Raw genomic sequence first — 23,097 nt, forward strand, 5'->3', positions numbered from 1 at the left:
CCCCTTCCGACACGGTCATGGTCCTCGTGGCTTGGCGTTTAGTGCGCACTGCGGGCCTGACGGATGAGGGTGGACACCACGACGACGGCGATGCCCAGCACGATGGCGATCAAGGCCTCTGCCAAGGATCCGATGGACCCGAGCAGGGCAGGGCCCCGCAGTGCGCCGGCACTGTTCAGCAGCAGGGTTACGGCCAAGGCCAAAGCTGCACCGATACCGCTGCCGGCCAGCACCAGCCGCCATGGGGATGCCCCGCGTCGGGGCCGCAGCAGTGCGAATGGGGCGATCACGACAAGGAACGGGTCGAAATGGTAGGTGGTCGTGGGGTGGGTCACCGCGAGCAGAAACCATCCGGCAGCGACCGCCAAGGCAACCACCGTCCCCAGCCACAACTGCACCGCGATCGAGGGAGTGGGAGTTGTTGTCGTTTCGGACGGTGCTGGTCCTGAACCGGTCATCAACGTCCGGTCGACTTCGACCACCAGGAAGCTCCCGGCTGGTTCGCCTCCGAGTCCGTGGCCGGGGCCCTGGCAACCTTTACCCCGTGCCAAAACGCGACGTGTCCTTTGATGTTTTCTGCCGCTTGCAAGGGTTGCGGGTAATACCAGGCGGCGTCCGGATTGGCGCTCCCGCCGACTGTGACTGTGTAGTAGTTCGCCAGCCCCTTCCACGGACACCGCGAGGTGGTTGGGCTGTTGGTGAAATACTCCCGGTGGAGGGATTCGGCTGGGAAATACTGGTTCCCCTCAACTTGGATCGTGTGCCCTGATTCGGCGAGGACTACACCGTTCCAACTTGCTTGATAGATGGTCATGATGGCTCCATTTCGTTCCGGCATTGTCCCCTTGACAGTACGGTGCCACCGGCGGCGGTTCAGCAATGTCGATCACACAACGGCAAGGCCCTGACCGTCAGGCATGCCGGCCCCTCGTCGAGCTGGTCCTTAGCCATATCACCCCAGACCCGGTGCCGACGGAGCGGAGAACGACGGGAAACACAACACGAATGTTCAATATCCACGCTCTGATGCCCACGGCACCATCCGGATATCCAAGGCCACGCCACCAGTGCATGGATCGGCCGGGGCGCTCCTTCGTTTCTGCCTCCAGTACAGTACCCGCCGGATGTTGTGTGTCCTGGATCGCAGAACTTGGCCCAGGAGCGGCCCTACAGTGGTGCGTGTCGGAGTTCACGGATCAAAGGTTCGCCTCTACAAAGCGTTCCCGCGGAACGGAATCAATTCTTTCGGATATGCGCGGGGAGGGCGGCTAGGTGATTGGTGCTTTCCGCGATTCAGGAGTAGGCCATGATGCTAGTCCGGCGCCGACGCCGTATGACTTGCGGCTTAGCAAGGCTGACTTTGGTCAGGGCCGAGAAGAACCCCATCCGGACGGATGGCGGAGCAGTTCCAGCACCCGCCCTTGCCCGACGGTCGGATAAGTGTTTTTACCCGGGACTGATTTTCCGTAAAGAAAGAACTATTTATTGATGATATTTCCACGGGGAACTGCTGCATCCTCTAGAGCTCGCCTCAGAAGGCACCCGTTCGCTTTAACGCGCCCCCGTCGAAAACTTTCCTGCTTTCAGGTCCCGTTCCGGGTCGAGGTTCCCAACGGGCTGGCCGTCATTCACGGGCTTGCCCTGCACAACTATGGGATCGCCATCGACGGCCTGCTGCAGCGCTTTGCTGTCGCACCAAGTTCACAAAAAGTCCGGCATGTTCAGGCCAGCACCCCCACAGCCAACACGGCAATCGCCACCACAGGAGGAACACCATGACGCACATTTCCCAAGCCGCCCGCAGGACAGTGTTGAGTGCAGCCGCAGGCCTGTCCGTCATGCTGGCCGCCACGGCCTGCGGCGGCAGCCCGCTCGCCGCCAACACCGCCACCGGCGGCTCCGGCGCTGCAGGGCCACTGGTGGTGGGCTCGGCCAACTTCCCGGAGAGCGCCACCATCGCCGAGATCTACGCCGGCGCAATCAACGCGGCCGGCGTCACGGCCACCACGAAACTGAACATTGGCGCCCGCGAAGTCTACGTCAAGGCCGTGGAGGACGGTTCCATCGACCTGGTCCCGGACTACACCGGCAACCTCCTGGGCTACCTGGACCCCAGGACCACGGCCACCACACCCGGCGACGTGGTGGCGGCGCTGCCCAAGGCGCTGCCCTCCGGGCTGTCCGTCCTCAATGCCGCCAAGGCCGAGGACAAGGACGCCATGGTGGTCACCGCGGAAACCGCCGCGAAGTACAAGCTCACATCCATTGCGGACCTGGCGAAGGTCTGCAGCGAGCTCACGCTCGGGGCGCCTCCGGAATTCAAGACGCGCCCCTACGGGATGCCAGGGTTGAAGGCCAAATATGGCTGCGTCCCGGCGAAGTTCACCCCGATCAGCGACGGTGGCGGCCCCCTGACGGTGAAGGCGCTGATGAACAATGACGTCCAGGTGGCCGACATTTTCACCACGTCCCCCGCGATCCCGGAAAACAAGCTGGTGGTGCTGACCGACCCGAAGAACAACTGGCTTTCCCAGCAGGTGGTGCCGCTGGTCAAGACGGCCAAGGTCACCGACGCCGCCAAGGCGGCCCTCAACAAGGTCTCCGCCCTCCTCACTACGGAGGACCTCATCACGCTGAACACCGAGGTCAGCGGTGCCCAAAAGATGGATCCGAAGGATGCCGCAGCCGCCTGGCTCAAGGACAAGGGCATCACCAAGTAAGGAACTGCAATAGCGACGCCCGGCGGTGGCGCTGACGTCATTGTGGGAGGGAAGGGGCCAAAGAGGGGAGGCCGTGGCCGGGGAATGCCCGTGTTTTGGCTGCGTTCGGTCCAGGACGCTGATCGGCACTGCCGGCGCTGGACCGGGCACGGAAAAATGCCTGCGACAGCCAAGTTAGCGGCCACGAAGCAGTCATATGCCACATCATCGAAAACACCCGCTGACCTAGACTCGATACCAGTGCCCGGCCGCATGGGTAGGTGAAGGGCATCCCTGGGGAGAATCGGTGGACTGGGGCAGCAGGGGTGGGTGACACCGACGACTATCCGTGACCACGAGACCGTCGGGCTGCTGGCCGAACCGTCGCGGACCACGTCGGGATGCGGGGACTACAACGGGTCCGCCCCCAACCCGTTGAGGTCCTCCGGGACCCGCCCATCGCGGCTGCCGCTTGGATACCGGCGCCCGCCACCGGCTCCTGACGGCAGATCGAACACGCAGGCCGGCTCCCAGAAATGATCGTTTGTGGAACTCCGTTGGGGATTCCTTCATCCGATGATCCCTCCGGTCGAAGGCATGGCGCAATTTTGGACGGTCGCGGGCCGGACAGGGCGTGGGCGGTTCAGGAGCGGTATTCGGGGTTTTCGAAATCGAAGCGCGCCCCGGCGTCCCATTCGCGGCGCTGGTTGCCGTGCGTGGGGAATCCTCCCATCGACTTCAGTGTGTGTGCCATGTGCATCAGGTTCCAGGCCATGAAGGTGGTGTTGCGGTTGGTGAATTCATTGTCCAGCCCCGCCCGCGTGCCGTCATCCTGCTTGTCCCCATAGCTCGGCCCCGGGCCTGCCTCGCCGATCCAGCCGGCGTCAGACTGCGGTGGAATCGAGTAGCCAATGTGCTGCAGGCTGTAGAGAACGTTGGACGCGCAGTGCTTGATGCCGTCCTCGTTGCCGGTGATCAGGCAGCCGCCGACCCGGCCGTAGTAGAGCCACTGGCCGCGGTCGTTGAGCTCCCCGGAGTGGGCATACAGCCGCTCGATGACTTTCTTGGTCTCGCTGCTGTTGTCCCCGAGCCAGATCGGACCGGCGATGACGAGAATATCGGCGGCCAGCACGCGTGGGAACAGCTCCGGCCAGGCGTCGACCTCCCAGCCGTGTTCGCGCATATCGGGATACACTCCGGAAGCTATCGGATGGTCTATCGAGCGAAATCCATCAACGCGCACTCCTTGCTTGGCCATGATTGAGGCGCTGGCATCGATGAGCAGTTGGGTGTGGCTGGTGGCCGGTGAGCGGGTGAGCGTGGTGTTGATGAACAGTGCGCTGAGCTTGGAAAAGCCCGGATCGTTCGCAGGCATGTCAGTTGCTCCTTGGGGATCGCAGGATGGTGTGGACCTCGATTTGTCCTTCGAGGGTTAGGTGTACCGGGCACCGGTCGGCGATGCGCACCAATGCGTCGCGTTGTTCGTCGGCGAGGTCTTCGGGCAGCTCAAGGGTGCGGTGGAGCCTGTCGATGCGCCCGCTGCTGTGCTCACACTCCTGGCAGTCGTCAGCGTGGATCCGATCGTGCTGGACCTGCGCTTCGAGTTCGCCGATCTGCCACCCCTTTCGTTCGGCGTAGGCCCGCATGGTCATGACGGTGCAGGACGCCAACGACATCGCCAGGTAATCGTAGGGTGTAGGTCCTGTTTCGGTCCCGCCGGATTCGGAGGGCTCGTCGGCGGCGAGGACGAAACCACGCGTCTCCAACCGGGTCACGAACCCGCCGCCGTTGTGGGCGGTCGCCCCGGGGCGGTCATAACCGTCACCTCCCGTCCCCGGGGTTGAAGCGGTGGTGACGGGAAGGTACCGCTCGGCCCACGCGGCGATCACGGTGGCGACGTAGTGGGCGTCACTTTCCTTCGTGAGCAGGTGGTCGGCGTCGTCGAGGGAGACAAAGCTCTTGGGGTGACGGGCGGCATGGAAGAGCATCTCGGCGTTTTCAATGCCGACAAAGGCGTCGCGCGGTGCGTGCATGATCATCGAGGCGCCGTTGAACTCCGAGACCCGGTCGCGGGGGTCGCCGTGTTCAAGATCGTCGAGGAAGGATCTGCCGAGGGTGAACGTCCGGCCAGCGATGGTGACCGGCGCGAATCCGTTATGGCGGACAGCGTCCAGGTCGCCGTCGAGAAGGTGGAGCACATGCGCAGGATCCGCCGGCGCGCCGATCGTTGCCACGGCACGGACACTGGGCAGGGAAGGCGCGACGCTGATCACGGCCGCGCCACCGAGCGAGTGTCCCACCAGCAGGGACGGGGCAACCACCGTTTCGGCAAGGTAACTGGCGGCGGCCCGGAGATCAGCCACGTCGGCGGAGAACGAGGAATCAGCGAAGTCGCCGCCGCTGCGGCCAAGGCCGGCAAAATCGAAGGACAGCACCGCGTATCCCTGCGCCGTCAGCGCTTGGGTCAGCTGGCGTTCGGCCCGCAGGTCCTTGGAACAGGTGAAGCAGTGCGCGAAGAGCGCGGAGCCGCGAGCCGGGCCGTCCGGGCGTTCCAAACGGGCCGAAAGCTGGTGCCCGCCGTTACCGGTAAACGTGCACGTGCTGGACGACGCCATGGATCGTACCTCCGCTGGTTGCCGCCCCTTCGAAAGAACAGGTGCAGCACGATGTGACAGTCACGGCAGCCCAGCCGACGGGGTCCTGTGGCCGAAGAGCACCGAGCCTAACATGCAGTAAACCGCCACACAATGGATGCGCTGCACCGGCGAGCTGTCGGGACCGCAGCAGTCCATGGCCCGGCCCCAGAACCCTACTCACGACACCCCAGCACTGCCTCAACTGTCGGCAATGTGTCGCGCCCCGCCTACCGAATAGTGCGCACCGGGTGTTATGTGTCCGCGATTGCAGAACTTGGTCCGTCAACGCCCCTATGGTGGTGAGACCGGGTTTCACGGCCAAACGGGTCGCCACCGCGAGACGTTCCGCCGGACGGGACCAACATGCGGGCAGGGACGCCGGGAGCGTGGATCGGCTGGCGCGCAGGATCTGTGCCTGCTTGGGGGGAAGTGCCAGCGCGCCACGCTGTGAAAAATGCCACGGTGATAGACGAAGAGGAGTTTTCATGGCTGAGATTGTTGATGTTGTTGTTATCGGGATGGGGCCCGGCGGTGAGGCCGCTGCCGGGGAACTTGCAGAAGCGGGCCTCTCAGTCGTGGGAATCGATGCACGTCTGGTTGGCGGAGAGTGCCCCTACTACGGCTGCATTCCGAGCAAAATGATGATCCGCGCTGGAAACTCCCTAGCGGAGGGGCACCGGATACGCGGGCTCGCCGGGGATGCAGACATCCGCCCGGACTGGGCTCCGGTGGCCGAAAGGATCCGCACGGAAGCCACCGACAATTGGGATGACACGGTTGCGGTGGAGCGGTTCACGGGCAAGGGCGGCCAATTCGTCCGCGGCCGCGGTACGATCACCGGTCCGCGGACCGTCACTGCGGCCGGCCGGGAGTTCACCGTGCGCCGGGCCATCGTGATCAATACCGGTACCGAGCCGGCGGTTCCCCCGATCCCGGGCCTTGCCGACGTGCCGTACTGGACAAATCGCGAGGCCATCGCCGCGACCGAGATCCCGGAGTCCCTGATTGTCATCGGGGGCGGGGCGATCGGTGCCGAACTGGCCCAGGCGTTCGCGCGCTTCGGCACTCGTGTCACCGTCCTGGAAGCCGCGCCAAGCCTGCTGCCCCCGGAGGAGCCAGAGGCGGGAAAACTGCTCGCGGAGGTGTTTGACGAGGAGGGCATCGACGTCCAGATCGGGGCCCGCATTGAAAACGTTCACTACTCGGAGGGGACATTCGCCCTCAACGTTGGCGGATCAACCCTGACGGCCAGCCGGCTTCTGGTCGCCACGGGCCGCACCACGAACCTTGGTGCTCTCGGCGTGGCGGCCCTGGGCCTGGACCCGGCCGCACGGTTCCTGACCCCGGATACACACATGCGGGTCGCGGACGGCGTCTATGCCATTGGCGACATTACGGGCAAGGGCGCCTTTACCCACATCTCCATGTACCAGGGCGCCATCGCCGCCGCGCATATCCTTGGCCGCGAGCCGGAACCGGCGCAGTACCATGCCGTGCCGCGGGTGACGTTCACCGACCCCGAGATCGGTTCCGTGGGCCTGAGCGAGGCCCAAGCCCGGGAGGAAGGCTTGAACGTCCGGGTTGGTTTCACGGACCTGGCCACGTCTGCGCGCGGGTGGCTTCACAAGTCAGGCAACCAGGGCTTCATCAAACTCGTCGAGGACGCCGACCGTGGCGTGCTGGTCGGTGCCGCATCCGCCGGTCCCACCGGGGGAGAAGTCCTCTCCGCCCTCACTCTGGCCGTCCACGCCCGGATCCCGGTCGGCACGCTGCGCCGGATGATCTACGCCTATCCGACCTTCCACCGCGCCATCGAAGACGCCCTTAACCGCCTTGAATGAGCCAACCGGGGTGGACAACGAACTGGGCGGGACGAGACGCGAAGCGGCCGGCACGGAAAGCCGGTGCCCGGGAGTGAACCGGACCCGGGCGCTCTGGCGATTCGGGATCCTGCTGCTTCTCGTTGCTGCCGCGACCGTCTCGGTGCTGGTGTTTCCGCTCCCGCCGGTGGGGCAGATCCGCAGCTTTTTCGCAGGTACGGGCTGGTGGGGACCGGTCGTCTTCATAATCGCCTATGCCGCGCTGACCTTGGCGCCGGTGCCCAAAAGCGTTCTGTCCGTTGCTGCGGGGCTGGTCTTTGGGCTCGGCGCTGGCACGGTAGTCGTCTATGTGGCCGCGATGCTCGGCTCGGTGGCTGCCTTCTGGCTGGGCCGGTGGCTGGGCCGGGAGGCCGTGGAAAAATTCACCGGGACGAAGGTGGAGAAAGTTGACCAACTGTTGCGGCGGCGCGGGCTGGCGGCCATGATCGGTGTCCGACTGGTTCCCGTGCTGCCCTTTACAGCCATCAACTATGCCGCCGGGCTGACCTCCATCGGCTGGTGGCACTACTTCCTTGGCACCGCGATCGGCATCCTTCCGGGCACGGTGAGTTACGTGGCACTGGGAGCGTTCGGCCTGAAGCCGGGCTGGCAGCTCGACCTCGCCCTTGGGACCCTGGGAGTGCTGACGTTGGCCGGGCTGGTGGTCGCGGTGCTGCGGCGCCGGAAAAGGCAGGTGACCCATGTTTGATGCCAGGCTGCGCAGGGTTATGGAACCTGCCACAACACGGGCAGCCGCCTGGCTGGACCGGCCCTGGATCACCCCGGACAGGCTGACTGGCCTGAACCTGGTCCTTGGCCTGGCCAGCGCAGCCCTGGCGGCTGGGCAGTGGTGGCTTCCGGCCCTGGCCGCGTGGCTTATGTGCCGGGTCGCGGACGGACTCGACGGCCCGCTGGCACGGCGCAGGAGCCGTCACACCGGCAGAACGGACACGGGGCGGGGCGGGTTCTGGGACATCTGCGCCGATTTCGTCGTCTACGGTGCAACGGTGGTGGGTGTGGGCATCGGCGCGACGGCCGCTTTCGGTGCCCCGTGGCTGCCGTTCCTGCTGGTCCTTTTTGCCTATTACATCAACGGCACGGGCTTCTTGGCCTTTTCCTCCATCGCCGAAAAAACCGGCCGCCAACTTTCGGACGGCCGGTCGCTGTCCTTCCTGCCTGGCCTGACCGAAGGGGCCGAGACAGTGGCCGTGCACAGCCTTTGGCTGATTTTCCCGGGTGTTGCGTGGGAAATCGCGGCCGCTTGGGCGGTACTGGTCATGGTCAGCGCCGTGGAACGGATCATCGCCGGCTACCGGTCCCTGCGGTGAGGCGCGGGTCTGTCCAGCCAGCGGCGCCGCCCCCAGAGCAGGGCCGCCGTGGCGCGGCGCATCAGGGGGGAGGCCAGGCGCTCCCGGACGTCGGCGACGGCGGCGTTCCACACCCCGTCCGAGTAGCTCGGGTAAGGGTGGGTGGTTCCGGCGATGTCCGAGGTCGTCAGCCCCTTCTGTACGGCCAAGGTGACCTCGGACAGGGATTCCCCGGCCCGCGGGCCCACGATCGTTGCGCCGAGGATCTTCCCGTGCCGGTCCACGACCAGCCGGGAGAACCCGCCCGTATGGTCCTCGGTCACGGCACGGTCGACATGGGTGTGCAGGACGGTTCGGGCACGGTGCCCCAGGCCGGCGTCGGCCGTGGTCAGTCCGACGGCGGCAACCTCTGGGGAGGTGAACGTCACTCGGGGGACCGTGGTGCTGATTTGGCGTTTGAGCCCGAGGACCGCGTTGGCGGCCGCCACGGAGGCGTGGACCCCGGCCAGGTGGGTGAACTGTGGGTGGGCTGTCACATCCCCGGCGGCCCAGATGAGCGGGTTGGAAGTTCTCATTCGCGTATCCGTGACGATGTGCCCGCCCCCATCCAGTGTTACCCCGAGTCGCTCCAGGCCCAGGCCGGCGGTCCGGGGCACACGCCCTATGGCCATCAGAACCGTGTCCGCCTTAAGGGTTGTTCCGTCCTGCATCTGGAGCATAGATCCGGTGTCTGTCGTGAGGGCATGCTCGATGGTGGTGTTTTCCCGGAGGTGGACACCATCGTGTGCCAGGCTCGCCCGGATGAGGTCGGCGGCGTCGGGGTCTTCCTTGGGCAGGATGCCGGAGCGGACCACCATGGTTACCTGTGATCCGAGGCGGGCGAAGGCCTGTCCCAGTTCGCAGGCAATGGGGCCGCCTCCGACAATGGCCAGCCGCCCGGGCCGGGCGTCCAGGTCCCAGATCGTCTCCGAGGTCACCACGCGGGACGGATCCAGCCCGGGGATGACCGTGGTTGCCGGCGCGCCGCCGGTGGCGATTAGGGCTTGCCGGAAACGGATCTGTCTGTCGTCGACTTCGGCGACCCCGGGGGCACGGAACACCAGGGCGCCCGTGAGTACTTCGACTCCGGAAGCTTCAAGGGCCGCAACGGAGTCGACGGGCGCGATGGTGTTGATCGCGGCGAAAATTCGTTCGCGGACTGTCGCGAATTCCGGTGGCTGCCCGGTCAGTGCGCGCACTGGTGTGGCGTGTTCGGCCGCCGAGAGGAGGGTTTTGGACGGGACGCAGCCGGTCCATAGGCAGTCCCCGCCGGTGCGGGCCTGTTCGACCAGGAGGGTTCGCGCGCCCAGCCCGGCTGCCGTCTTGGCGCCTACGATGCCGGCGGTGCCCCCACCGACCACCAGCAGGTCAACGATCCTGTGCTTGACGCTCATGGGGGACTCCTCGTGCGTGGTGTTGAATGATGGGGCCTGTGCCAGCCGGCGCAGTCCGCGCTGGCGGCTCCGCAGCCAGGGCACGAACCAGAAAGTACCCGAAGGAGCCCGCCGTGGCTGACAAATATACGTGGTTTGCCCCGTTTTATGATCTGCTGTCCGCAGAATACCCTGTTTATCATGCCGGGCGGGTCCTTGGCATCGATGCCCTGGCCCCCACCACGGGCCAGCAGGTACTGGACATCGGGTGCGGGACGGGGCTGAACTTTTCCCTGTTGCAGCAACGAATCGGCACGTCGGGGACGATCGTGGTTGCAGCAACGAATCGGCACGTCGGGGACGATCGTGGGGATCGACCGCAGCGCCGAAATGCTCCGTCAGGCACGGCGCCGGGCCGAGTCGCACGGCTGGGGGAACGTGATCCTTCTCCAAGCAGACATGGTGCGCCTGGATCCAGGGACCATCACCGCCCGCATCCAGGAAATCGGTGGAGCGGCGGTTTCGCAGGCGGCCCTGGCCACGTACTCGCTGTCGCTGATGGAGGACTGGGAAGGGGCCTGGGCCACCATGGCGTCCCTGCTGGGCCCCGGAGCCCGTGTCGGGGTCGTCGACATGCAGGAACCCCTGGGCCGGGCACGGTGGCTGGCTCCGCTGGCACGGCTGGCCTGCGCGCTGGGGGGATCCGACATTCAGGCCGCACCGTGGCGGGCCGTCGAGGAGCAGTGCACCGACGTCGTCCGGGCCTCGGCCAGGGCCGGCCACCTCCAGATCCGTGCAGGAAAGATGGTCCAAGCCCGCACGATGTGAGCCAAAGTAGCGCAGGCCCTGGGGTGGGAAGGCGCCCCCAGCATGGAAAAGTGCCGGCGGCAGCGGCCCGTCGTGAATGCCAGCTTGTTGTGTACTCCAGATTACGGAACGGGGCACCACACCGGCCATAGCGTGGACGGACAACCACAATTTCAATGAAGGGACGCCGAGATGGCTTCTGCATCAGCTCTTTCGCACCACGGATCTACGACGGGCATGGGCCGGCGCGCCCTTGCCGGGGTTGCCGGTGGGCTTGCCGGCGGCATCGTGTTCGGCATGTTGATGGCGATGATGGGCATGCTGCCCATGATCGCCTCCCTGGCCGGTTCCCATTCGGCCTGGGTCGGATTCGGCGTCCACCTGGTCATCTCGGTCCTCATCGGGCTGGGCCTGACGGTGCTGTTCGGCAACAGGCTGCTGACCGGCTATCGCCGCGGCGCGGTCTTTGGGCTTGGTTACGGGATTATCTGGTGGGTTCTGGGTCCGTTGCTGATCATGCCCGCGATGTTGGGCATGCCCCTGTTCGCCCTGGACCTGACCGCTGTGTTGAGTCTGATGGGCCACATGATTTATGGGGTTATTCTGGGGTTGGTGGCCGTACGGGTCATTGCGGCCCGGCCATGAGGGATGAATGCCAAGGCGAGCTGGCCGCCGTCGTCCCCGGAGACCTCCGGCCCTGGACCCCAAGCGTACGAGAGGCAGAACCCTTGGTAACAGGACCGCTTGATCCGTTTAGTTGCTTGACCGAAGTCGAGCTGTTCGCCGACCTGAGCGCGAAGGAAATCGCGGCCATGGACCTGATGGCCCCGGCACGTTTCTTCCGTCGCGGGGAACTGCTCTTTAGCCAGTCCCAACCGGTGACGGCCTTGTTCATCCTCAAGACCGGCCGGGTCCGGGTCTTTAGGGTCGCCGAGGACGGCAAGGCCCTGACCATGGCCATCCTTGAACCCGGGGCGGTGTTCGGGGAAATGATGCTCGTGGGCCAGCGCATGTACGACAACTACGCCGAGGCCATCGAGGATGCAACAATCTGCCAGCTCAGTGTGGCAGAGGTGGAACGGTTCCTGCTCTCGGACCCGCGGATCGCGATCCGGATTTCCCGCCTGCTCGGCGAACAGGTCGCCAGGCTCGAAGAACGCCTCACAGACCTCGCACTGAAACCCCTCTCCGCCCAAGTCGCCTCGACCCTGTTGAAACTCTCCGAGAACGCACCCACACACCGCTTCAGCCAAGGACGTGTCCTGCACCTCACCCACGAACAGCTCGCCGGACTCCTGGGCGCCTCCCGTGAGGCCACCAGCAAGGTCATGGGGGAGCTCACGACCAAAAATGCCATCCGGCAAGGGCGCGGGCGCATCATCGTTACGGACCGGGGCATCCTGCACCGACTGGCCAGGAGTTCCTCATGATGACCGCCACTTTCCACGGCCAGGTGATCGCGCGCGCACAACAGACCATCTATCTGGAGGGCAACCACTATTTCCCACCCGAATCCGTGGCGCCAGGGGTCCTGGCGAAGAGCTGGCTGCGGACCCTGTGCTACTGGAAAGGCGTCGCCCGCTACCACCATGTCAGCGCGGGCGGATTCCACTCCTCCAACGCCGCCTGGTCCTACCCGCTGCCGTCTCCGCTTGCCCGGAAAATCAAGGGCCATGTTGCCTTTGACCAGGGTGCCGGCGTCATCGTCAGCGGCGACCGGCCCTGACCATCCACTTCCGCGCACGTGCCCCCTCGTGCCGGGACCACTGTTTTTGTTCCGTATTTCCTAACAGTTAAGAGATCATCCCCATGCCACGCATTCCCGCCCAGACCGTTGCCACAGCCCCCGAAGGCTCCCGGGAGGCCGCCCGGAAACTTGAGAAGAAAATGGGCAAACTGTTGAACATCCATGCCGGAATGGCCCACTCGCCGGCGGTGATCGCCTCCTATACGGGGATAGGCGCAGCCATCGCCGCCCACGGCACCTTCGACGCCCGCATCCGTGAGGCCATCGCCCTGGCCGTGGGCAACCAGAACGGCTGCGACTACTGCCAGGCCGCACACACCCTCTCCGCCCGGCGGGCGGGCCTTGACGACGGGCAGATCCTTCAGATCCGCGCCGGGGAAGTGGACTTCGATGAAAAGATCGAGACCATCACCGCCGTCGCCCGCGAGGCCGCGGCCAACACCGGAAACGTCTCCGCGGCCACCTGGGAAGCCGCACTGAGTGCCGGGTGGAGCGCCGATGACCTGGCTGAGGCCTTTGCCCACATTGCCGCGAACCTGTTCACCAACTACTTCAACCACTACGCCGGCACCGAGCTGGACCTGCCACCGGCACCGGACCTAAACGCCTAATAGAGAACCGGCCCTACCGGCTCCCGTCCGTGTCTGCCGCATGAACCAAAGGATCACCATGAAGATCGCAGCCCTGCTTCGAGGCATCGAAATGACGACCCGGCCGATCCAGCCCGAGAGCAGGACTGCGTTGGAACGACGCTGGGAGCAGCTACCCGAGCACGCCAAAACTCCCGGCCAGCTGCTGGGCCGGGCAGCCGTCGGGTGCGAAGGCACGCACGGGGTCTTCCCCAAATGCAACCTGACCTGCTCGCCCTGCTACCACTCGGCGGATGCGAACAAGGTGCGGATCGACGGGGCCCACACACTCAAGGGGGTCACCGAACAGATGGAGTATTTGCGCAGCATCCGGGGCCCGCGCGCCCACGCGCAGTTGATCGGCGGCGAGGTCAGCCTGCTCCCCGCGCGGGACCATGCGGCCGCGTTGCTGGCCATGCGCGCCAACGGGCGCGAACCCATGTCGATGACCCATGGCGACTTCGACTACCAGTACCTGCTCGACGTCGTGCTGGACGAAGACGGGAAGCCGCGCTTTGACAGGGTCTCCTTCGCCGCCCACTTTGATTCGCTGATGCGCGGTCGGCGCGGCGCGGTGCGCCCCCGCGACGAAGCCGAGCTCAACCCCTTCAGGGCCAAGTTCGCGGACATGTTCACCACCCTCAAACGCGACCACGGTATCCGCTCCTACATTGCCCACAACATGACCGTCACACCGAGCAACCTCGACCAAGTCACCGACGTCGCCCGGGCGGTGATGGAGATGCCCTATGACATGCTCTCCTTCCAGCCCGCGGCCTACATCGGCGATGACCGCCGGTGGTCCGGAGGCTTCGACACCGTCTCCATTGACGCGGTCTGGTCCCGGATCGAGGCCGCGGCCGGACACCCCATCCCCTGGCAAGGAACCCAGTTCGGGGACGTACGCTGCAACCGGACCGCCATCACCGTCAACGCCGGGACCCGCAGCACCGCCCTGCTGGACCCGGAAGACCCCCGGGACCTTGCCGCCCGCGACAGGGCCCTGGCGCACTTTGGCGGCATGATCTTTGGGGACACCCCCGCCTGGATTGTGGCGGTAAAAGTGCTGCGGGCGCTCCTGGCCCACCCCGGCGACGTCCCGTTCCTGGCGTCCTTCGCCCTACGCCTGATGCGCCGGGCCGGTGGACTGCGGGCCGTGGCGTCCGCGGCCCTCCACCGCCGGCTGTCCTTCAGGACGTTCGTGGTGCACAATTTCATGGATGCCGCCGACGTCGCCCCCGCCTGGGCCCTGATGAAACAAGGCGTGGCCAGTGACGACCCGAAAATCAAGGAAACCCAAGAACGACTCGGCGCCTGCATGTACACCATGAGCCACCCGGAAACCGGGGAACTGGTGCCCGCATGTGTTCAGCATTCGGTCCTGGACCCCGGCGAAAATGTTGGACTTCGTAAAATGCTCCCCATCAGGGTCCTCCCGCAGCCACCGGCGGACGGGGATCTCGCCTCCACGCATGCAGCCACCGACTCGGCCGGCTCACGGACAAGGAAAGGCTGACATGCGAAGGTTCTCCCGTCGCCGGTTCGCCGGGCTCCTTGCGGGCGCTGCCGCAGCCTTGCTGGCCCTCAGTGCCTGCAGCGCCCCGGCCCCGACCCACCCGGGCCTTACCAGCTGGGGGCAGGTGACCGCGGCCGCGAAGGGACAGACGGTGCGGCTGTGGATGTACGGCGGGGACGAACAGGGCAACGCCTATGTGGACAAGACCTTGATCCCCGCCGCAGCCAAGGTGGGGGTCACCCTCCAGCGCGTTCCCGTCGCCGACACCAAGGACGCCCTGAACCGCGTCCTGACCGAAATTCAGGCCGGGACCAAGGACGGCAGCGTCGACTTGGTCTGGGTCAACGGGGACAATTTCGGCACCGGCAAGCAGGCCGGCGCCTGGTTGTGCGGCTGGACGTCACTGCTGCCGAACATGTCACTGACCAACCCCACAGACCCGTTGCTGACCGACGACTTCGGAACCCCGGTCCAGGGCTGCGAGGCACCGTGGAGCAAGGCACAGTTCACCATCGCCTACAATGCCGCCACCGTCACCGACCCGCCACACACCCTGGCCGGGCTGCTGGACTGGGCCCAACAACACCCCGGCCGCTTCACCTACCCCGCACCCCCGGACTTCACCGGCTCCGCCTTCACCCGCGAAGTACTTGACAGCGTCTCAGGCGGGTACAAAAACGTGCCGCTGCGCTTTGACCAAAAAGCGTTTGGCCGGCTCACCCCCGCCCTGTACGGCAGACTCAAGGCACTGGCCCCCTCACTGTGGCGCAAGGGCCAGACCTACCCCAAGACCTCCACGGAACTCAACGCCCTCTATGCGGGCGGGCAGGTGGACTTCACCATGACCTACGGCCCGGCTGAACTGACCAAACTCGTCGCCGACGGCACCTACCCTGCCGCCACCAAGGTGCTGACACTGCAGGAGGGCTCCCTCGGTAACGCCAGTTTCCTGGCCATACCGGCAACGTCCGGCCACCAGGCCGGGGCCATGGTCGTCGCGAACCTGGCGCTCTCACCACAGCAGCAGGCCGCCAAGGCCGACCCCCGCACCTGGGGCCAATTCACCGTCCTAGACACGGCAAGGCTCGACACCGCCGAACGGGACCTGTTCGCTAGGTTGCCGCAGTCCCCTGTCGTCCCCGACTTCAATGTGCTATCCAAAAATGCCAACCCGGAACTCGCCGCTGCCTGGGTTCCGGCGCTCGACGATGCCTGGCGGCGGCTGGTTCTGGCGGGGCAGTGAAAACAGAAACGGTCCCTCCGGCATCACTGGCTACACCGGGGCCCCCGGGCCGGCGTTCCTGGCTTCCCGGGACACTGATGGCCGCCCCCGCCGTCCTCGTGGCCACCTTCGTCGTCGGCGGCGGGATGGCCACGTCCCTGGCCCAAAGCCTGGGCCTGTTCCCACTGGTGGGCCCGCCCTCCCTGACAGTGGCGGCGTATGCCGCCCAAGCCTCCGAGCTGCCGGCGGGCATCGGCCTGTCCCTGGCCATAGCGGCCGCATCGACCCTGGTAGCCTGCCTCGTCGGCTTCACCGCAGCGCTCGTCATCGTCCAGGGCCGGTGGTGCGGGAAGCTCGTCGCCGCCCTGGGCACGCTGACCATTCCCGTACCGCACATCATCGGCGCCGCCTCCATGTCCTTGCTGCTGGCCGACTCCGGGCTGCTCGCGCGCCTGTTCAACACCGGCGGGGGTTGGCCGGAACTCGTGGGTGGTCCCTGGTGGATCGCCGTTGTTGCAGAATACGGGTGGAAGGAATCAGCCTTCGTGGCCCTGGTGGTGACCGGCACCCTGGCCACCCGGGCGGTCAGCTACGACGAAACAGCTGCACTGCTGGGCGCCGGGCGGCTCCGGCGCCTCCGGCACGTCCTGATACCCCTGAGCATGCCGGCCCTGGCCGTCTGCGCCACGATCGTCTTCGTCTACAGCCTCGGCTCCTACGAAGTGGCCTGGCTGCTGGGTCGGGCGTACCCGGAACCCCTGCCCGTCATGGCCCTGCAATTGTTCAACTCGGCCACCCTCACCGCCAGGCCCGAGGCAGCCGCGGTGGCCATGGTGACCACCACACTGTCCTTCGGCGCCGTGGCGGCCGCCTTCGCCTACCTGCGCAGGAGCACACTGTGGCGCTGACCCTTCCCCCCGATGTTGGGGTGCCCCTCTCCTGGCCCAGCCAGCCGGGCAACGGGCTGCGGAGATCCCGAGGCCTCGGACGTGCACTCAGGGTCCTGCTGGCCCTGGCCCTCGCGCTCTGGTTCATCCTCCCGCTCGTGCCCCTGGCCCTGTGGGCCTTTGCCGACCGCTGGTCCTTCCCGGCAGTGCTGCCCCAGGCCTGGGGGTGGGACGGAGTGCGCACGGCCCTGGCGCAGGGAGCCGTCCCGGCCTTCGGCCACTCACTGCTCCTGGGCCTGCTAGTCAGCGCCTTCGCCACACCACTGGGAGTGTTGGCAGCACGCGCCCTGGCCTACCACCGGGTCCCGTTCGCCCCGGCTGTGAGCGTCATGCTGTTTGCCCCGCTCGCCCTGCCGGCCTTTGTCGCCGCGCTGGGACTGAACGTGGTGCTGCTGCGGCTGCACGTACCGGCCTTTGCCGGCGTCGTCCTTCTGCTGATGGTCTACGCCCTGCCCTACACGAGCTACACCATGCGCGTCGCCTACGGGGCGCACGACCTCGCCATCGAGGAAGAAGCCCGCCTCCTGGGCGCCTCGCCCTGGCAGCTCATGTGGCGGGTGCAGCTGCCGCTCTTGGCGCCGGCCCTGGCCAGGGCCGCCTTCCTGGCCTTCCTGGTGGGTTGGAGTGACTATGTCATCACCCTGCTCGTCGGTGGAGGCACTATTGTCACCGTTCCGCTGCTGGTGGCTGCTGCGGCCGCAGGCACCGGCAACGATGCCACCGTCGCGCTGCTCTCGGCCGCGGCCGTGCTGCCGCCACTGGTTCTGCTGCTCGGCCTTGGCCGATTCGGGCGCCGACCAAACGGAGGCAGGCCATGAACGGCACCGTCACAGTGGAAGGCCTGTCAAAATCATTCCCGGGCACGTCCACCCCAGTCCTGGACGACGTCAACCTGAGCGTTGAGGCCGGCTCGTGCACCGCCCTTTTGGGGCCTTCAGGCGCCGGGAAGAGCACCCTGCTGCGTGCCGTCTCAGGCCTTGAGGTCCCCGACGCCGGCCGGGTGCTGGTTGGGGGTCAGGACATGGCCGGGGTGAAGCCCGAACGCCGGGGCATGGCCATGGTCCAGCAACGCCCGCTGCTCTTTCCCCACCTGAACGTGCTGGACAACATTGCTTTCGCCGGCACCGTCCGCGGAGTCCCCAAACGCACCGCCCGGGTCGACGCCGCGGAGTTCCTGGACCTCGTCCAGCTGGAAGGCTTTGGCCGGCGCCAGGTTACGGCGCTCTCCGGCGGGCAGGCCCAACGGGTGGCCATCGCCCGTGCCTTGGCGGCCAGGCCCTCCGTGCTGCTGCTGGATGAACCGTTTAGCGCCTTGGACCCGGAGCTGCGCTCCGCCATGCATGCGCTGTTGGCGGAACTGCGGCGCAGGTTGAACCCCACCATCTTGATGGTCACGCATGACCGCAGCGAAGCCGCTGTCGTGGCCGAGAACATCGCTCTGTTCAGCGGCGGCCGGATACTCCAGCACAGCAGTGTTGAGCTCATGTACTCACGCCCTGCTTCCCTGGAGGCCAGCCGGCTGATGGGTGGGGCCAACGAGATTCCGGGCACCGTGTGCAACGGAAGCCACCACTCTGCCCTGGGTGTGCTGCCCCTGCCATGCGACACCGCATGGCCCACCGGGCCGGGGATCCTGCTTGCCCGCCAGGAGAGCATCGAAGTCAGTGCCGCGGACGGCGCCGGGCTCCAGGCCACAATTTCGGGGCTGCAGGGTATGGGACCGCGCCGGCTGGTGACCCTGGACGCGGCAGGAGTCGTGCTGCGTGCAGAAGTACCATGGGGCCGCGGGCTTGCCGTGGGCGAGAACGTCACCATGCATATCCCGACATCCGCGCTGGCCGTTGTGGACGATTCAGACACCGCCCATTTGTACGCGGATGCCGATGAAAGGCCGTCGTTGACATCGCGCGGACGGGCAGCACTGACCGGCGTCGGCCACTGATTCAGCCTGGACCCGATCAGTGGCTGGGACGCCCGAGATCCGGCCAACAGGGATACTGGTCGTTGCCGTCTGCCAGCGCCCCCCATCCGAGCCCGAGTAGGAATGAAGGAAACGGGCACGCGGGTTGTTGAGCCAGCCAGATGTCCCACCGTCGGCCAAGTGCACAAGGTGGCCTTGCGCCTACGGGTTTCCTCCGGGCAGGCTGCGCTGGGGGCGGTGTCCGGATTTAGAGGTAGCTGCAGATCTGTTCGGGATTGCAGCGTACCGGATCCCCTGCTGCGGCAGCGTCATGGGCCTCGGCGACGGTTGCCCGAAGCGCGGTGAGTTCTGCGATCTGGGCGTCCAGGTCGGAGAGCTGTTTGGCCAGTAATTCCCGGACGTGGATGCAGGGAGCCTGGCCGGCATCGCGGACAGCAAGAATGCCCCCTATCTGAGTCAATGTCAGCCCTGCGGTGCGGCCGCGGCGGATGAATTCGAGCCGGTCGACGGTTTCCCGGGTGTAGTCGCGGTAGCCGTTCGGTGCCCGGTCGGCCACCGGCAGCAGGCCGCGGTCCTCGTAGAAGCGGAGGGTTTTGGCCGTCAGGCCGGCAGCGGCGGCCGTTTCGCCTATGCGCATCATGCACCCCTTCATCCGGCGGGAGTTTCCCGCTTGACCTTCCAGTTTAGGGGAAGGTGCACACTGGTGGCAGACGCAACGGCCGCTGCCGTGGGGCGTGATGATGAACGATCCTTGGAGGAACCATGACTGAGCCCGCTGCCCACGATTTCGACCTGGCGGTCATTGGCTCCGGTGGCGGCGCGTTCGCGGCCGCGATCCGGGCCACGAGCCTGGGCAAGCGGGTCCTCATGGTCGAGCGGTCCACCATCGGCGGGACGTGCGTGAACACCGGCTGTGTTCCGTCCAAGGCCCTGCTGGCGGCCGCCGAGGCCCGCCATGTCGCCGTGGACGCGTCCGGCCGGTTCCCGGGCATCAACTCCTCGGCCGATGCGGTGGACATGCCCGGACTCGTCGACGGGAAGCGTTCCCTCGTGGAGGGGATGCGCTCGGAGAAGTACGTGGACCTCATCTCGGACTACGGCTGGGAGCTGCGCCAGGGCAATGCCGTGTTCGCCGGCACACCGGAGGAACCGGTCCTGGAGGTCACCAGGGCCAACGGGACCTGCGAAGCGGTCACGGCCGCGCACTACCTGGTGGCCACCGGGTCCGCCCCCTGGGTGCCCCCCATCGAAGGACTCTCGGACACGGAGTATCTGACCTCGACCACGGCCATGGAACTGGACGAAGTGCCCGAGTCCCTGCTCGTGCTCGGCGGCGGGTACGTGGCACTCGAACAGGCACAGCTCTTTGCCCGGCTCGGATCCAAGGTGACCATGCTGGTCCGCTCCCGCCTGGCCTCGGCTGAGGAACCGGAGGCTTCCCTGACCCTGATGGGCGTGTACGCCGACGAGGGCATCAGTGTCGTCCGCCGGGCCACCGTGTCCTCGGTGCGGACCGACCCGGACACCGGCGCGATCGTCGCAACCGCCGTGGTCTCGGGCGGGCAGGAAGAATTCCGGGCCGCGAAACTGCTGGTCGCCACGGGTAGGCGCCCCGTCACGGACGGGCTTAACCTGGACACCGTCGGCGTCAAGACCGGGGACCGGGGCGAAATCCTGGTGCAAAAAACCCTGGCCAGCACCAACGACCGGATCTGGGCCGCCGGGGACGTGACCGGACACCGCGAATTCGTCTACGTCGCCGCCTTCCACGGCACCATGATGGTGGAAAACGTCTTCAACGAAGCCAGACACGAGGTCGACTACCGGCACCTGCCCCGGGTCACCTTCACCAGCCCCGCCCTGGCCGCGGTCGGCATGACCGACCGGCAAGCCAACGACGCCGGCATCCGGTGCGAATGCCGTGTCCTGCCCCTGGAATACGTACCCCGTGCCCTGGTGAACAGGGACACGCGCGGCTTCATCAAGATCGTCGCCGACGCCGACACCCGGCAGATTGTGGGGATCACCGCGGTCGCAAAGGATGCCGGTGACCTGGCCGCGGCAGGGGTCTACATCCTGGAGGCCGGGATGACCGTGGGACAGGTCGCAAAGCTGTGGAGCCCTTACCTGACCATGGCCGAAGGGATCAAGATCGCCGCCCAGTCCTACACCACCGACATCTCCAAACTCTCCTGCTGCGCCACCTGATGCCGTATCCGTGTGTATGCCGTATCCCAGTACTGACCGGGATGCCACCCACCCGGCACGGCATCTCACAGGTCAAGTTTCCCTCAGCTTCAAAGTCCTATTGAGGTCAGGATTAGCGACGAACGTTTCACACCTCCCTTCGACAGGCCACCTCCCCACCGACCACGTGGGTACAGGCTTAGGCATTTCGCTGGCAGGATCGAACAGACTAGTCGATGAACCCCAATTTTTACTGCAAGATTTTGCCTCTACGAAGGAGAATGCCCAGTGAATAGCCCGTCAGTGATTGTTTTTGACGTCAATGAAACCCTTTCAGACATGACTTCGATGGCGGCGAGGTTCGTCGAGACCGGCGCGCCGGCTTCGCTGGCGAAGCTATGGTTCGCGACCCTACTACGGGACGGTTTCGCCCTCACCGCGGCAGGAGACAACCCCGGCTTCACTCAGATTGGCGCCGAGGCCCTGCGCGGACTCCTGCCCGGCGCCGGGATCACCAGCGGCCTGGACGACGCTGTCGACCACATCATGGAAGGCATGGCATCCCTAGGGCTGCACCCCGACGTGACAGAGGGTATCCGGGCACTCAAAACGGAAGGATACCGTCTGATCACACTCACGAACGGATCAACGCAGATCGCAGAAAACATGTTCGCACCGGCGGGGATCCTGAAAGACTTCGAGGCACTGCTCTCCGTCGAACAGGCGCCGGCCTGGAAACCAAATCCTGCCGCCTACGCCTACGCTGCAGGAGTGTGCGGGACAAGCCCGGCCCAGATGCTGCTGGTCGCTGTGCACCCATGGGACGTCCACGGGGCCGCCCGGGCCGGAATGCAGACAGCCTGGATCAACCGCACCGGCGCAAGCTACCCGGCCTCCTTCAGTACCCCCGACCACACCCTGACCACCCTCACCGACCTGCCCGAAGCACTCCGGAACCCAACCCGATGAGCTCTGCTTTGAGACCCGGAGCTGACATACCGGCTAATTGCGTGGTTCCGCAAACGCCACGGCACGGCGTTGGGTTATAGGTTTTCCGCGCTTACGGAGCGGAGGTGTCCCCAGCGACGGGAAAGATCACAATGTGTCAAGCCCATGGCCGACCAGCGAAGTAAGAGCAGAGCAGGTGACGGGGGCCGTGTCCGTTCGGTCATGCTGCGAGTTTCGGCGCTGTGACCATGAGGCCTCCTGCAGGGCGTTGCTGTGTTTGCGGGGAGACTCAAATGGTCGGGACGGAAAAACCAAGACGACCGCCGGGCCAGTTTTTTTGCTGCTGAACGATGCTGGTGTGGGCGAAAGGCCCAGTGGATGGCAAGGTACCAGGGCCTAATCAGGCACTGTTGACCGCATTGTGGTTATGTCACCGGTTCGGCTTTGCCTGCCGTACACTGGTCGCTCACACAGGATAACGCCTGTTGGCTGGTGCGTTCGTGAACAGGCATGCCTGGCGTATAGCCCCGGTTGGTAGCGCGGGTCTGGGGAGTTGGTGTGTAACCTCGCTACATCGTGGACAGTGAATATCACCTCTTCGTGCACGCCGGGTCTCAAGAGTTTGTATGTCCTGTCTCATCACTTCGTGGGTACACGATCTCATGACATCGGAGACACGCTGTCTCACCACCTCGGAGACACTTTGTGTCGGCGGTTGGCGGCGATAGTCGTTGGATGAAGAACTCTCTTTCACCCCAGACTCGTGCCACCATCATCAACTTCGATCCCCTTCAGCCGCATGCACTCTCGGTCACGGAGTTTTGCCGTTCGATCAAGATTTCCCGCAGCGTTTTCTATAAGATCCGCAACCGTGCCGTCCATGAATCCACTGCGGCCCTTCACCCCAGGTCCCGTGCACCAAGGACCCCGGCCCGCAAATATGGCCCCCCGGTTGTCAACGAGTTGGTGAAGATCCGCAAGCAGCTCAAAGCCGACGGCTGGGACTACGGCCCGCGCTCGATCTATTACGAAGCGAGCCAGCAGGAGAAGTTCCCGGGTGGGAAGGTTCCCTCGGTCGCGACGATTGCCCGTCTCCTCTCAAGTGTCGGCCACGTCGATGCGGAATTTGTCAAGGTGAATGAGGCCAGCGGGAGTTAGGCGGCTACTTTTGGGGTGTCTTTCTCGGCTGGCTTGTTGATCCAGGCACTGTCGGGGGCGGTGAGGATTTTTGGGTCGTTGTTGGTGGTGAATCGTTCGGGT

Annotated in this window: 22 protein-coding genes and 1 pseudogene; 17 read left to right on the forward strand and 6 right to left on the reverse strand. The window is 65.7% G+C overall.

Going from position 1 to position 23,097, the window contains the following annotated elements; all coding sequences use genetic code 11:
* Positions 1–38: 38 nt before the first annotated feature.
* Together G6N77_RS11005 and G6N77_RS11010 are read right to left on the reverse strand one after the other, a co-directional pair.
* Positions 39–482 carry a hypothetical protein gene (locus tag G6N77_RS11005; RefSeq protein WP_165182214.1) on the reverse strand — a complete coding sequence of 148 codons (444 nt, stop codon included), beginning with the start codon at positions 480–482 and terminating at the stop codon, positions 39–41.
* Entirely contained in the window at positions 458–814 is a 357-nt protein-coding gene (locus tag G6N77_RS11010; RefSeq protein WP_205678213.1) for a DUF427 domain-containing protein, read from the reverse strand. Before G6N77_RS11010 ends, G6N77_RS11005 begins: the two co-directional genes overlap by 25 nt.
* 961 nt (positions 815–1,775) lie before the next feature.
* Between G6N77_RS11010 and G6N77_RS11015 the strand changes: the two genes are divergently transcribed.
* Positions 1,776–2,720: an ABC transporter substrate-binding protein gene (locus G6N77_RS11015; protein ID WP_165182215.1), complete on the forward strand. Its 945-nt coding sequence runs from the start codon at positions 1,776–1,778 to the stop codon at positions 2,718–2,720.
* A gap of 622 nt (positions 2,721–3,342) precedes the next feature.
* On the opposite strand, the gene G6N77_RS11020 is transcribed toward G6N77_RS11015, so the two are convergent.
* Positions 3,343–4,074, reverse strand: a complete 732-nt coding sequence (locus tag G6N77_RS11020; protein ID WP_165182216.1) for a flavodoxin family protein — start codon at positions 4,072–4,074, stop codon at positions 3,343–3,345.
* Between the two features lies 1 nt (position 4,075).
* Positions 4,076–5,314: a bifunctional alpha/beta hydrolase/OsmC family protein gene (locus G6N77_RS11025; protein WP_165182217.1), complete on the reverse strand. Its 1,239-nt coding sequence runs from the start codon at positions 5,312–5,314 to the stop codon at positions 4,076–4,078.
* A 506-nt stretch (positions 5,315–5,820) separates the two neighbouring features.
* On the opposite strand from G6N77_RS11025, the gene G6N77_RS11030 reads away from it, so the two are divergent.
* The 3 genes from G6N77_RS11030 to G6N77_RS11040 are packed head-to-tail and all read left to right on the forward strand — an operon-like array spanning position 5,821 to position 8,522.
* Positions 5,821–7,176 (forward strand): dihydrolipoyl dehydrogenase family protein, encoded by a 1,356-nt coding sequence (locus G6N77_RS11030; RefSeq protein WP_165182218.1) that lies wholly within the window; start codon positions 5,821–5,823, stop codon positions 7,174–7,176.
* On the forward strand, positions 7,169–7,903 hold the full coding sequence (locus G6N77_RS11035; RefSeq protein ID WP_165182219.1) for a TVP38/TMEM64 family protein: 735 nt from the start codon (positions 7,169–7,171) through the stop codon (positions 7,901–7,903). The genes G6N77_RS11030 and G6N77_RS11035 overlap by 8 nt, the downstream gene beginning before the upstream one ends.
* Entirely contained in the window at positions 7,896–8,522 is a 627-nt protein-coding gene (locus G6N77_RS11040; RefSeq protein ID WP_165182220.1) for a CDP-alcohol phosphatidyltransferase family protein, read from the forward strand. Before G6N77_RS11035 ends, G6N77_RS11040 begins: the two co-directional genes overlap by 8 nt.
* On the opposite strand, the gene G6N77_RS11045 is transcribed toward G6N77_RS11040, so the two are convergent.
* On the reverse strand, positions 8,504–10,018 hold the full coding sequence (locus G6N77_RS11045; protein ID WP_205678214.1) for a dihydrolipoyl dehydrogenase family protein: 1,515 nt from the start codon (positions 10,016–10,018) through the stop codon (positions 8,504–8,506). The genes G6N77_RS11040 and G6N77_RS11045 overlap by 19 nt on opposite strands.
* 228 nt (positions 10,019–10,246) lie before the next feature.
* On the opposite strand from G6N77_RS11045, the gene G6N77_RS11050 reads away from it, so the two are divergent.
* The 10 genes from G6N77_RS11050 to G6N77_RS11095 all read left to right on the forward strand — a co-directional run bounded on the left by G6N77_RS11050 (position 10,247) and on the right by G6N77_RS11095 (position 18,723).
* On the forward strand, positions 10,247–10,741 hold the full coding sequence (locus G6N77_RS11050; RefSeq protein ID WP_165182221.1) for a class I SAM-dependent methyltransferase: 495 nt from the start codon (positions 10,247–10,249) through the stop codon (positions 10,739–10,741).
* A gap of 216 nt (positions 10,742–10,957) precedes the next feature.
* Positions 10,958–11,365 carry a hypothetical protein gene (locus G6N77_RS11055; RefSeq protein ID WP_165182222.1) on the forward strand — a complete coding sequence of 136 codons (408 nt, stop codon included), beginning with the start codon at positions 10,958–10,960 and terminating at the stop codon, positions 11,363–11,365.
* Positions 11,366–11,481: 116 nt separating this feature from the next.
* Positions 11,482–12,150 carry a Crp/Fnr family transcriptional regulator gene (locus G6N77_RS11060; protein ID WP_240901960.1) on the forward strand — a complete coding sequence of 223 codons (669 nt, stop codon included), beginning with the start codon at positions 11,482–11,484 and terminating at the stop codon, positions 12,148–12,150.
* The gene (locus G6N77_RS11065) at positions 12,147–12,446 is read left to right on the forward strand and encodes a DUF427 domain-containing protein (RefSeq protein ID WP_165182224.1); all 300 of its coding nucleotides are present in this window, start codon (positions 12,147–12,149) and stop codon (positions 12,444–12,446) included. The genes G6N77_RS11060 and G6N77_RS11065 overlap by 4 nt, the downstream gene beginning before the upstream one ends.
* A gap of 83 nt (positions 12,447–12,529) precedes the next feature.
* Complete coding sequence (locus G6N77_RS11070; protein WP_165182225.1) at positions 12,530–13,078, forward strand: carboxymuconolactone decarboxylase family protein; 549 nt, start codon at positions 12,530–12,532, stop codon at positions 13,076–13,078.
* Between the two features lie 58 nt (positions 13,079–13,136).
* The gene (locus tag G6N77_RS11075) at positions 13,137–14,612 is read left to right on the forward strand and encodes a hypothetical protein (RefSeq protein ID WP_205678215.1); all 1,476 of its coding nucleotides are present in this window, start codon (positions 13,137–13,139) and stop codon (positions 14,610–14,612) included.
* Between the two features lies 1 nt (position 14,613).
* Positions 14,614–15,855 carry an ABC transporter substrate-binding protein gene (locus tag G6N77_RS11080; RefSeq protein ID WP_165182226.1) on the forward strand — a complete coding sequence of 414 codons (1,242 nt, stop codon included), beginning with the start codon at positions 14,614–14,616 and terminating at the stop codon, positions 15,853–15,855.
* A 77-nt stretch (positions 15,856–15,932) separates the two neighbouring features.
* Positions 15,933–16,742, forward strand: coding sequence for an ABC transporter permease (locus tag G6N77_RS11085; protein ID WP_165182227.1), 810 nt, complete (start codon positions 15,933–15,935; stop codon positions 16,740–16,742).
* Positions 16,733–17,599, forward strand: coding sequence for an ABC transporter permease (locus G6N77_RS11090; RefSeq protein ID WP_205678216.1), 867 nt, complete (start codon positions 16,733–16,735; stop codon positions 17,597–17,599). Before G6N77_RS11085 ends, G6N77_RS11090 begins: the two co-directional genes overlap by 10 nt.
* Positions 17,596–18,723 (forward strand): ABC transporter ATP-binding protein, encoded by a 1,128-nt coding sequence (locus G6N77_RS11095; protein WP_165182228.1) that lies wholly within the window; start codon positions 17,596–17,598, stop codon positions 18,721–18,723. Before G6N77_RS11090 ends, G6N77_RS11095 begins: the two co-directional genes overlap by 4 nt.
* Positions 18,724–18,949: 226 nt before the next feature.
* Here the strand turns inward: G6N77_RS11095 and G6N77_RS11100 are convergent, their stop codons facing one another.
* Positions 18,950–19,339: a heavy metal-responsive transcriptional regulator gene (locus tag G6N77_RS11100; protein WP_165182238.1), complete on the reverse strand. Its 390-nt coding sequence runs from the start codon at positions 19,337–19,339 to the stop codon at positions 18,950–18,952.
* A gap of 125 nt (positions 19,340–19,464) precedes the next feature.
* Between G6N77_RS11100 and merA the strand changes: the two genes are divergently transcribed.
* The 3 genes and pseudogenes from merA to G6N77_RS11115 form a co-directional block, all read left to right on the forward strand.
* A complete protein-coding gene (gene merA, locus G6N77_RS11105; RefSeq protein ID WP_165182229.1) occupies positions 19,465–20,910 on the forward strand; it encodes a mercury(II) reductase in 1,446 nt (481 codons plus the stop codon).
* Between the two features lie 267 nt (positions 20,911–21,177).
* The gene (locus G6N77_RS11110; RefSeq protein ID WP_165182230.1) at positions 21,178–21,858 is read left to right on the forward strand and encodes a haloacid dehalogenase type II; all 681 of its coding nucleotides are present in this window, start codon (positions 21,178–21,180) and stop codon (positions 21,856–21,858) included.
* A gap of 714 nt (positions 21,859–22,572) precedes the next feature.
* A pseudogene (locus G6N77_RS11115) lies at positions 22,573–22,956 on the forward strand (IS481-like element ISAar27 family transposase); the annotation flags it as partial.
* Between the last annotated feature and the right edge of the window lie 141 nt (positions 22,957–23,097).

The sequence above is a fragment of the Arthrobacter silviterrae genome (assembly GCF_011045165.1).
GTDB classification, from domain to species: domain Bacteria; phylum Actinomycetota; class Actinomycetes; order Actinomycetales; family Micrococcaceae; genus Specibacter; species Specibacter silviterrae.

What these genes read in the sequence shown, in the direction of transcription:
- G6N77_RS11010 (WP_205678213.1), bottom strand. Translation starts at nt 814, where the DNA reads ATGACCATCTATCAAGCAAGTTGGAACGGTGTAGTCCTCGCCGAATCA.
- G6N77_RS11015 (WP_165182215.1), top strand. Translation starts at nt 1,776, where the DNA reads ATGACGCACATTTCCCAAGCCGCCCGCAGGACAGTGTTGAGTGCAGCC.
- G6N77_RS11020 (WP_165182216.1), bottom strand. Translation starts at nt 4,074, where the DNA reads ATGCCTGCGAACGATCCGGGCTTTTCCAAGCTCAGCGCACTGTTCATC.
- G6N77_RS11025 (WP_165182217.1), bottom strand. Translation starts at nt 5,314, where the DNA reads ATGGCGTCGTCCAGCACGTGCACGTTTACCGGTAACGGCGGGCACCAG.
- G6N77_RS11030 (WP_165182218.1), top strand. Translation starts at nt 5,821, where the DNA reads ATGGCTGAGATTGTTGATGTTGTTGTTATCGGGATGGGGCCCGGCGGT.
- G6N77_RS11040 (WP_165182220.1), top strand. Translation starts at nt 7,896, where the DNA reads ATGTTTGATGCCAGGCTGCGCAGGGTTATGGAACCTGCCACAACACGG.
- G6N77_RS11055 (WP_165182222.1), top strand. Translation starts at nt 10,958, where the DNA reads ATGGGCCGGCGCGCCCTTGCCGGGGTTGCCGGTGGGCTTGCCGGCGGC.
- G6N77_RS11065 (WP_165182224.1), top strand. Translation starts at nt 12,147, where the DNA reads ATGATGACCGCCACTTTCCACGGCCAGGTGATCGCGCGCGCACAACAG.
- G6N77_RS11070 (WP_165182225.1), top strand. Translation starts at nt 12,530, where the DNA reads ATGCCACGCATTCCCGCCCAGACCGTTGCCACAGCCCCCGAAGGCTCC.
- G6N77_RS11075 (WP_205678215.1), top strand. Translation starts at nt 13,137, where the DNA reads ATGAAGATCGCAGCCCTGCTTCGAGGCATCGAAATGACGACCCGGCCG.
- G6N77_RS11080 (WP_165182226.1), top strand. Translation starts at nt 14,614, where the DNA reads ATGCGAAGGTTCTCCCGTCGCCGGTTCGCCGGGCTCCTTGCGGGCGCT.
- G6N77_RS11085 (WP_165182227.1), top strand. Translation starts at nt 15,933, where the DNA reads ATGGCCGCCCCCGCCGTCCTCGTGGCCACCTTCGTCGTCGGCGGCGGG.
- G6N77_RS11095 (WP_165182228.1), top strand. Translation starts at nt 17,596, where the DNA reads ATGAACGGCACCGTCACAGTGGAAGGCCTGTCAAAATCATTCCCGGGC.
- G6N77_RS11100 (WP_165182238.1), bottom strand. Translation starts at nt 19,339, where the DNA reads ATGCGCATAGGCGAAACGGCCGCCGCTGCCGGCCTGACGGCCAAAACC.
- merA (WP_165182229.1), top strand. Translation starts at nt 19,465, where the DNA reads ATGACTGAGCCCGCTGCCCACGATTTCGACCTGGCGGTCATTGGCTCC.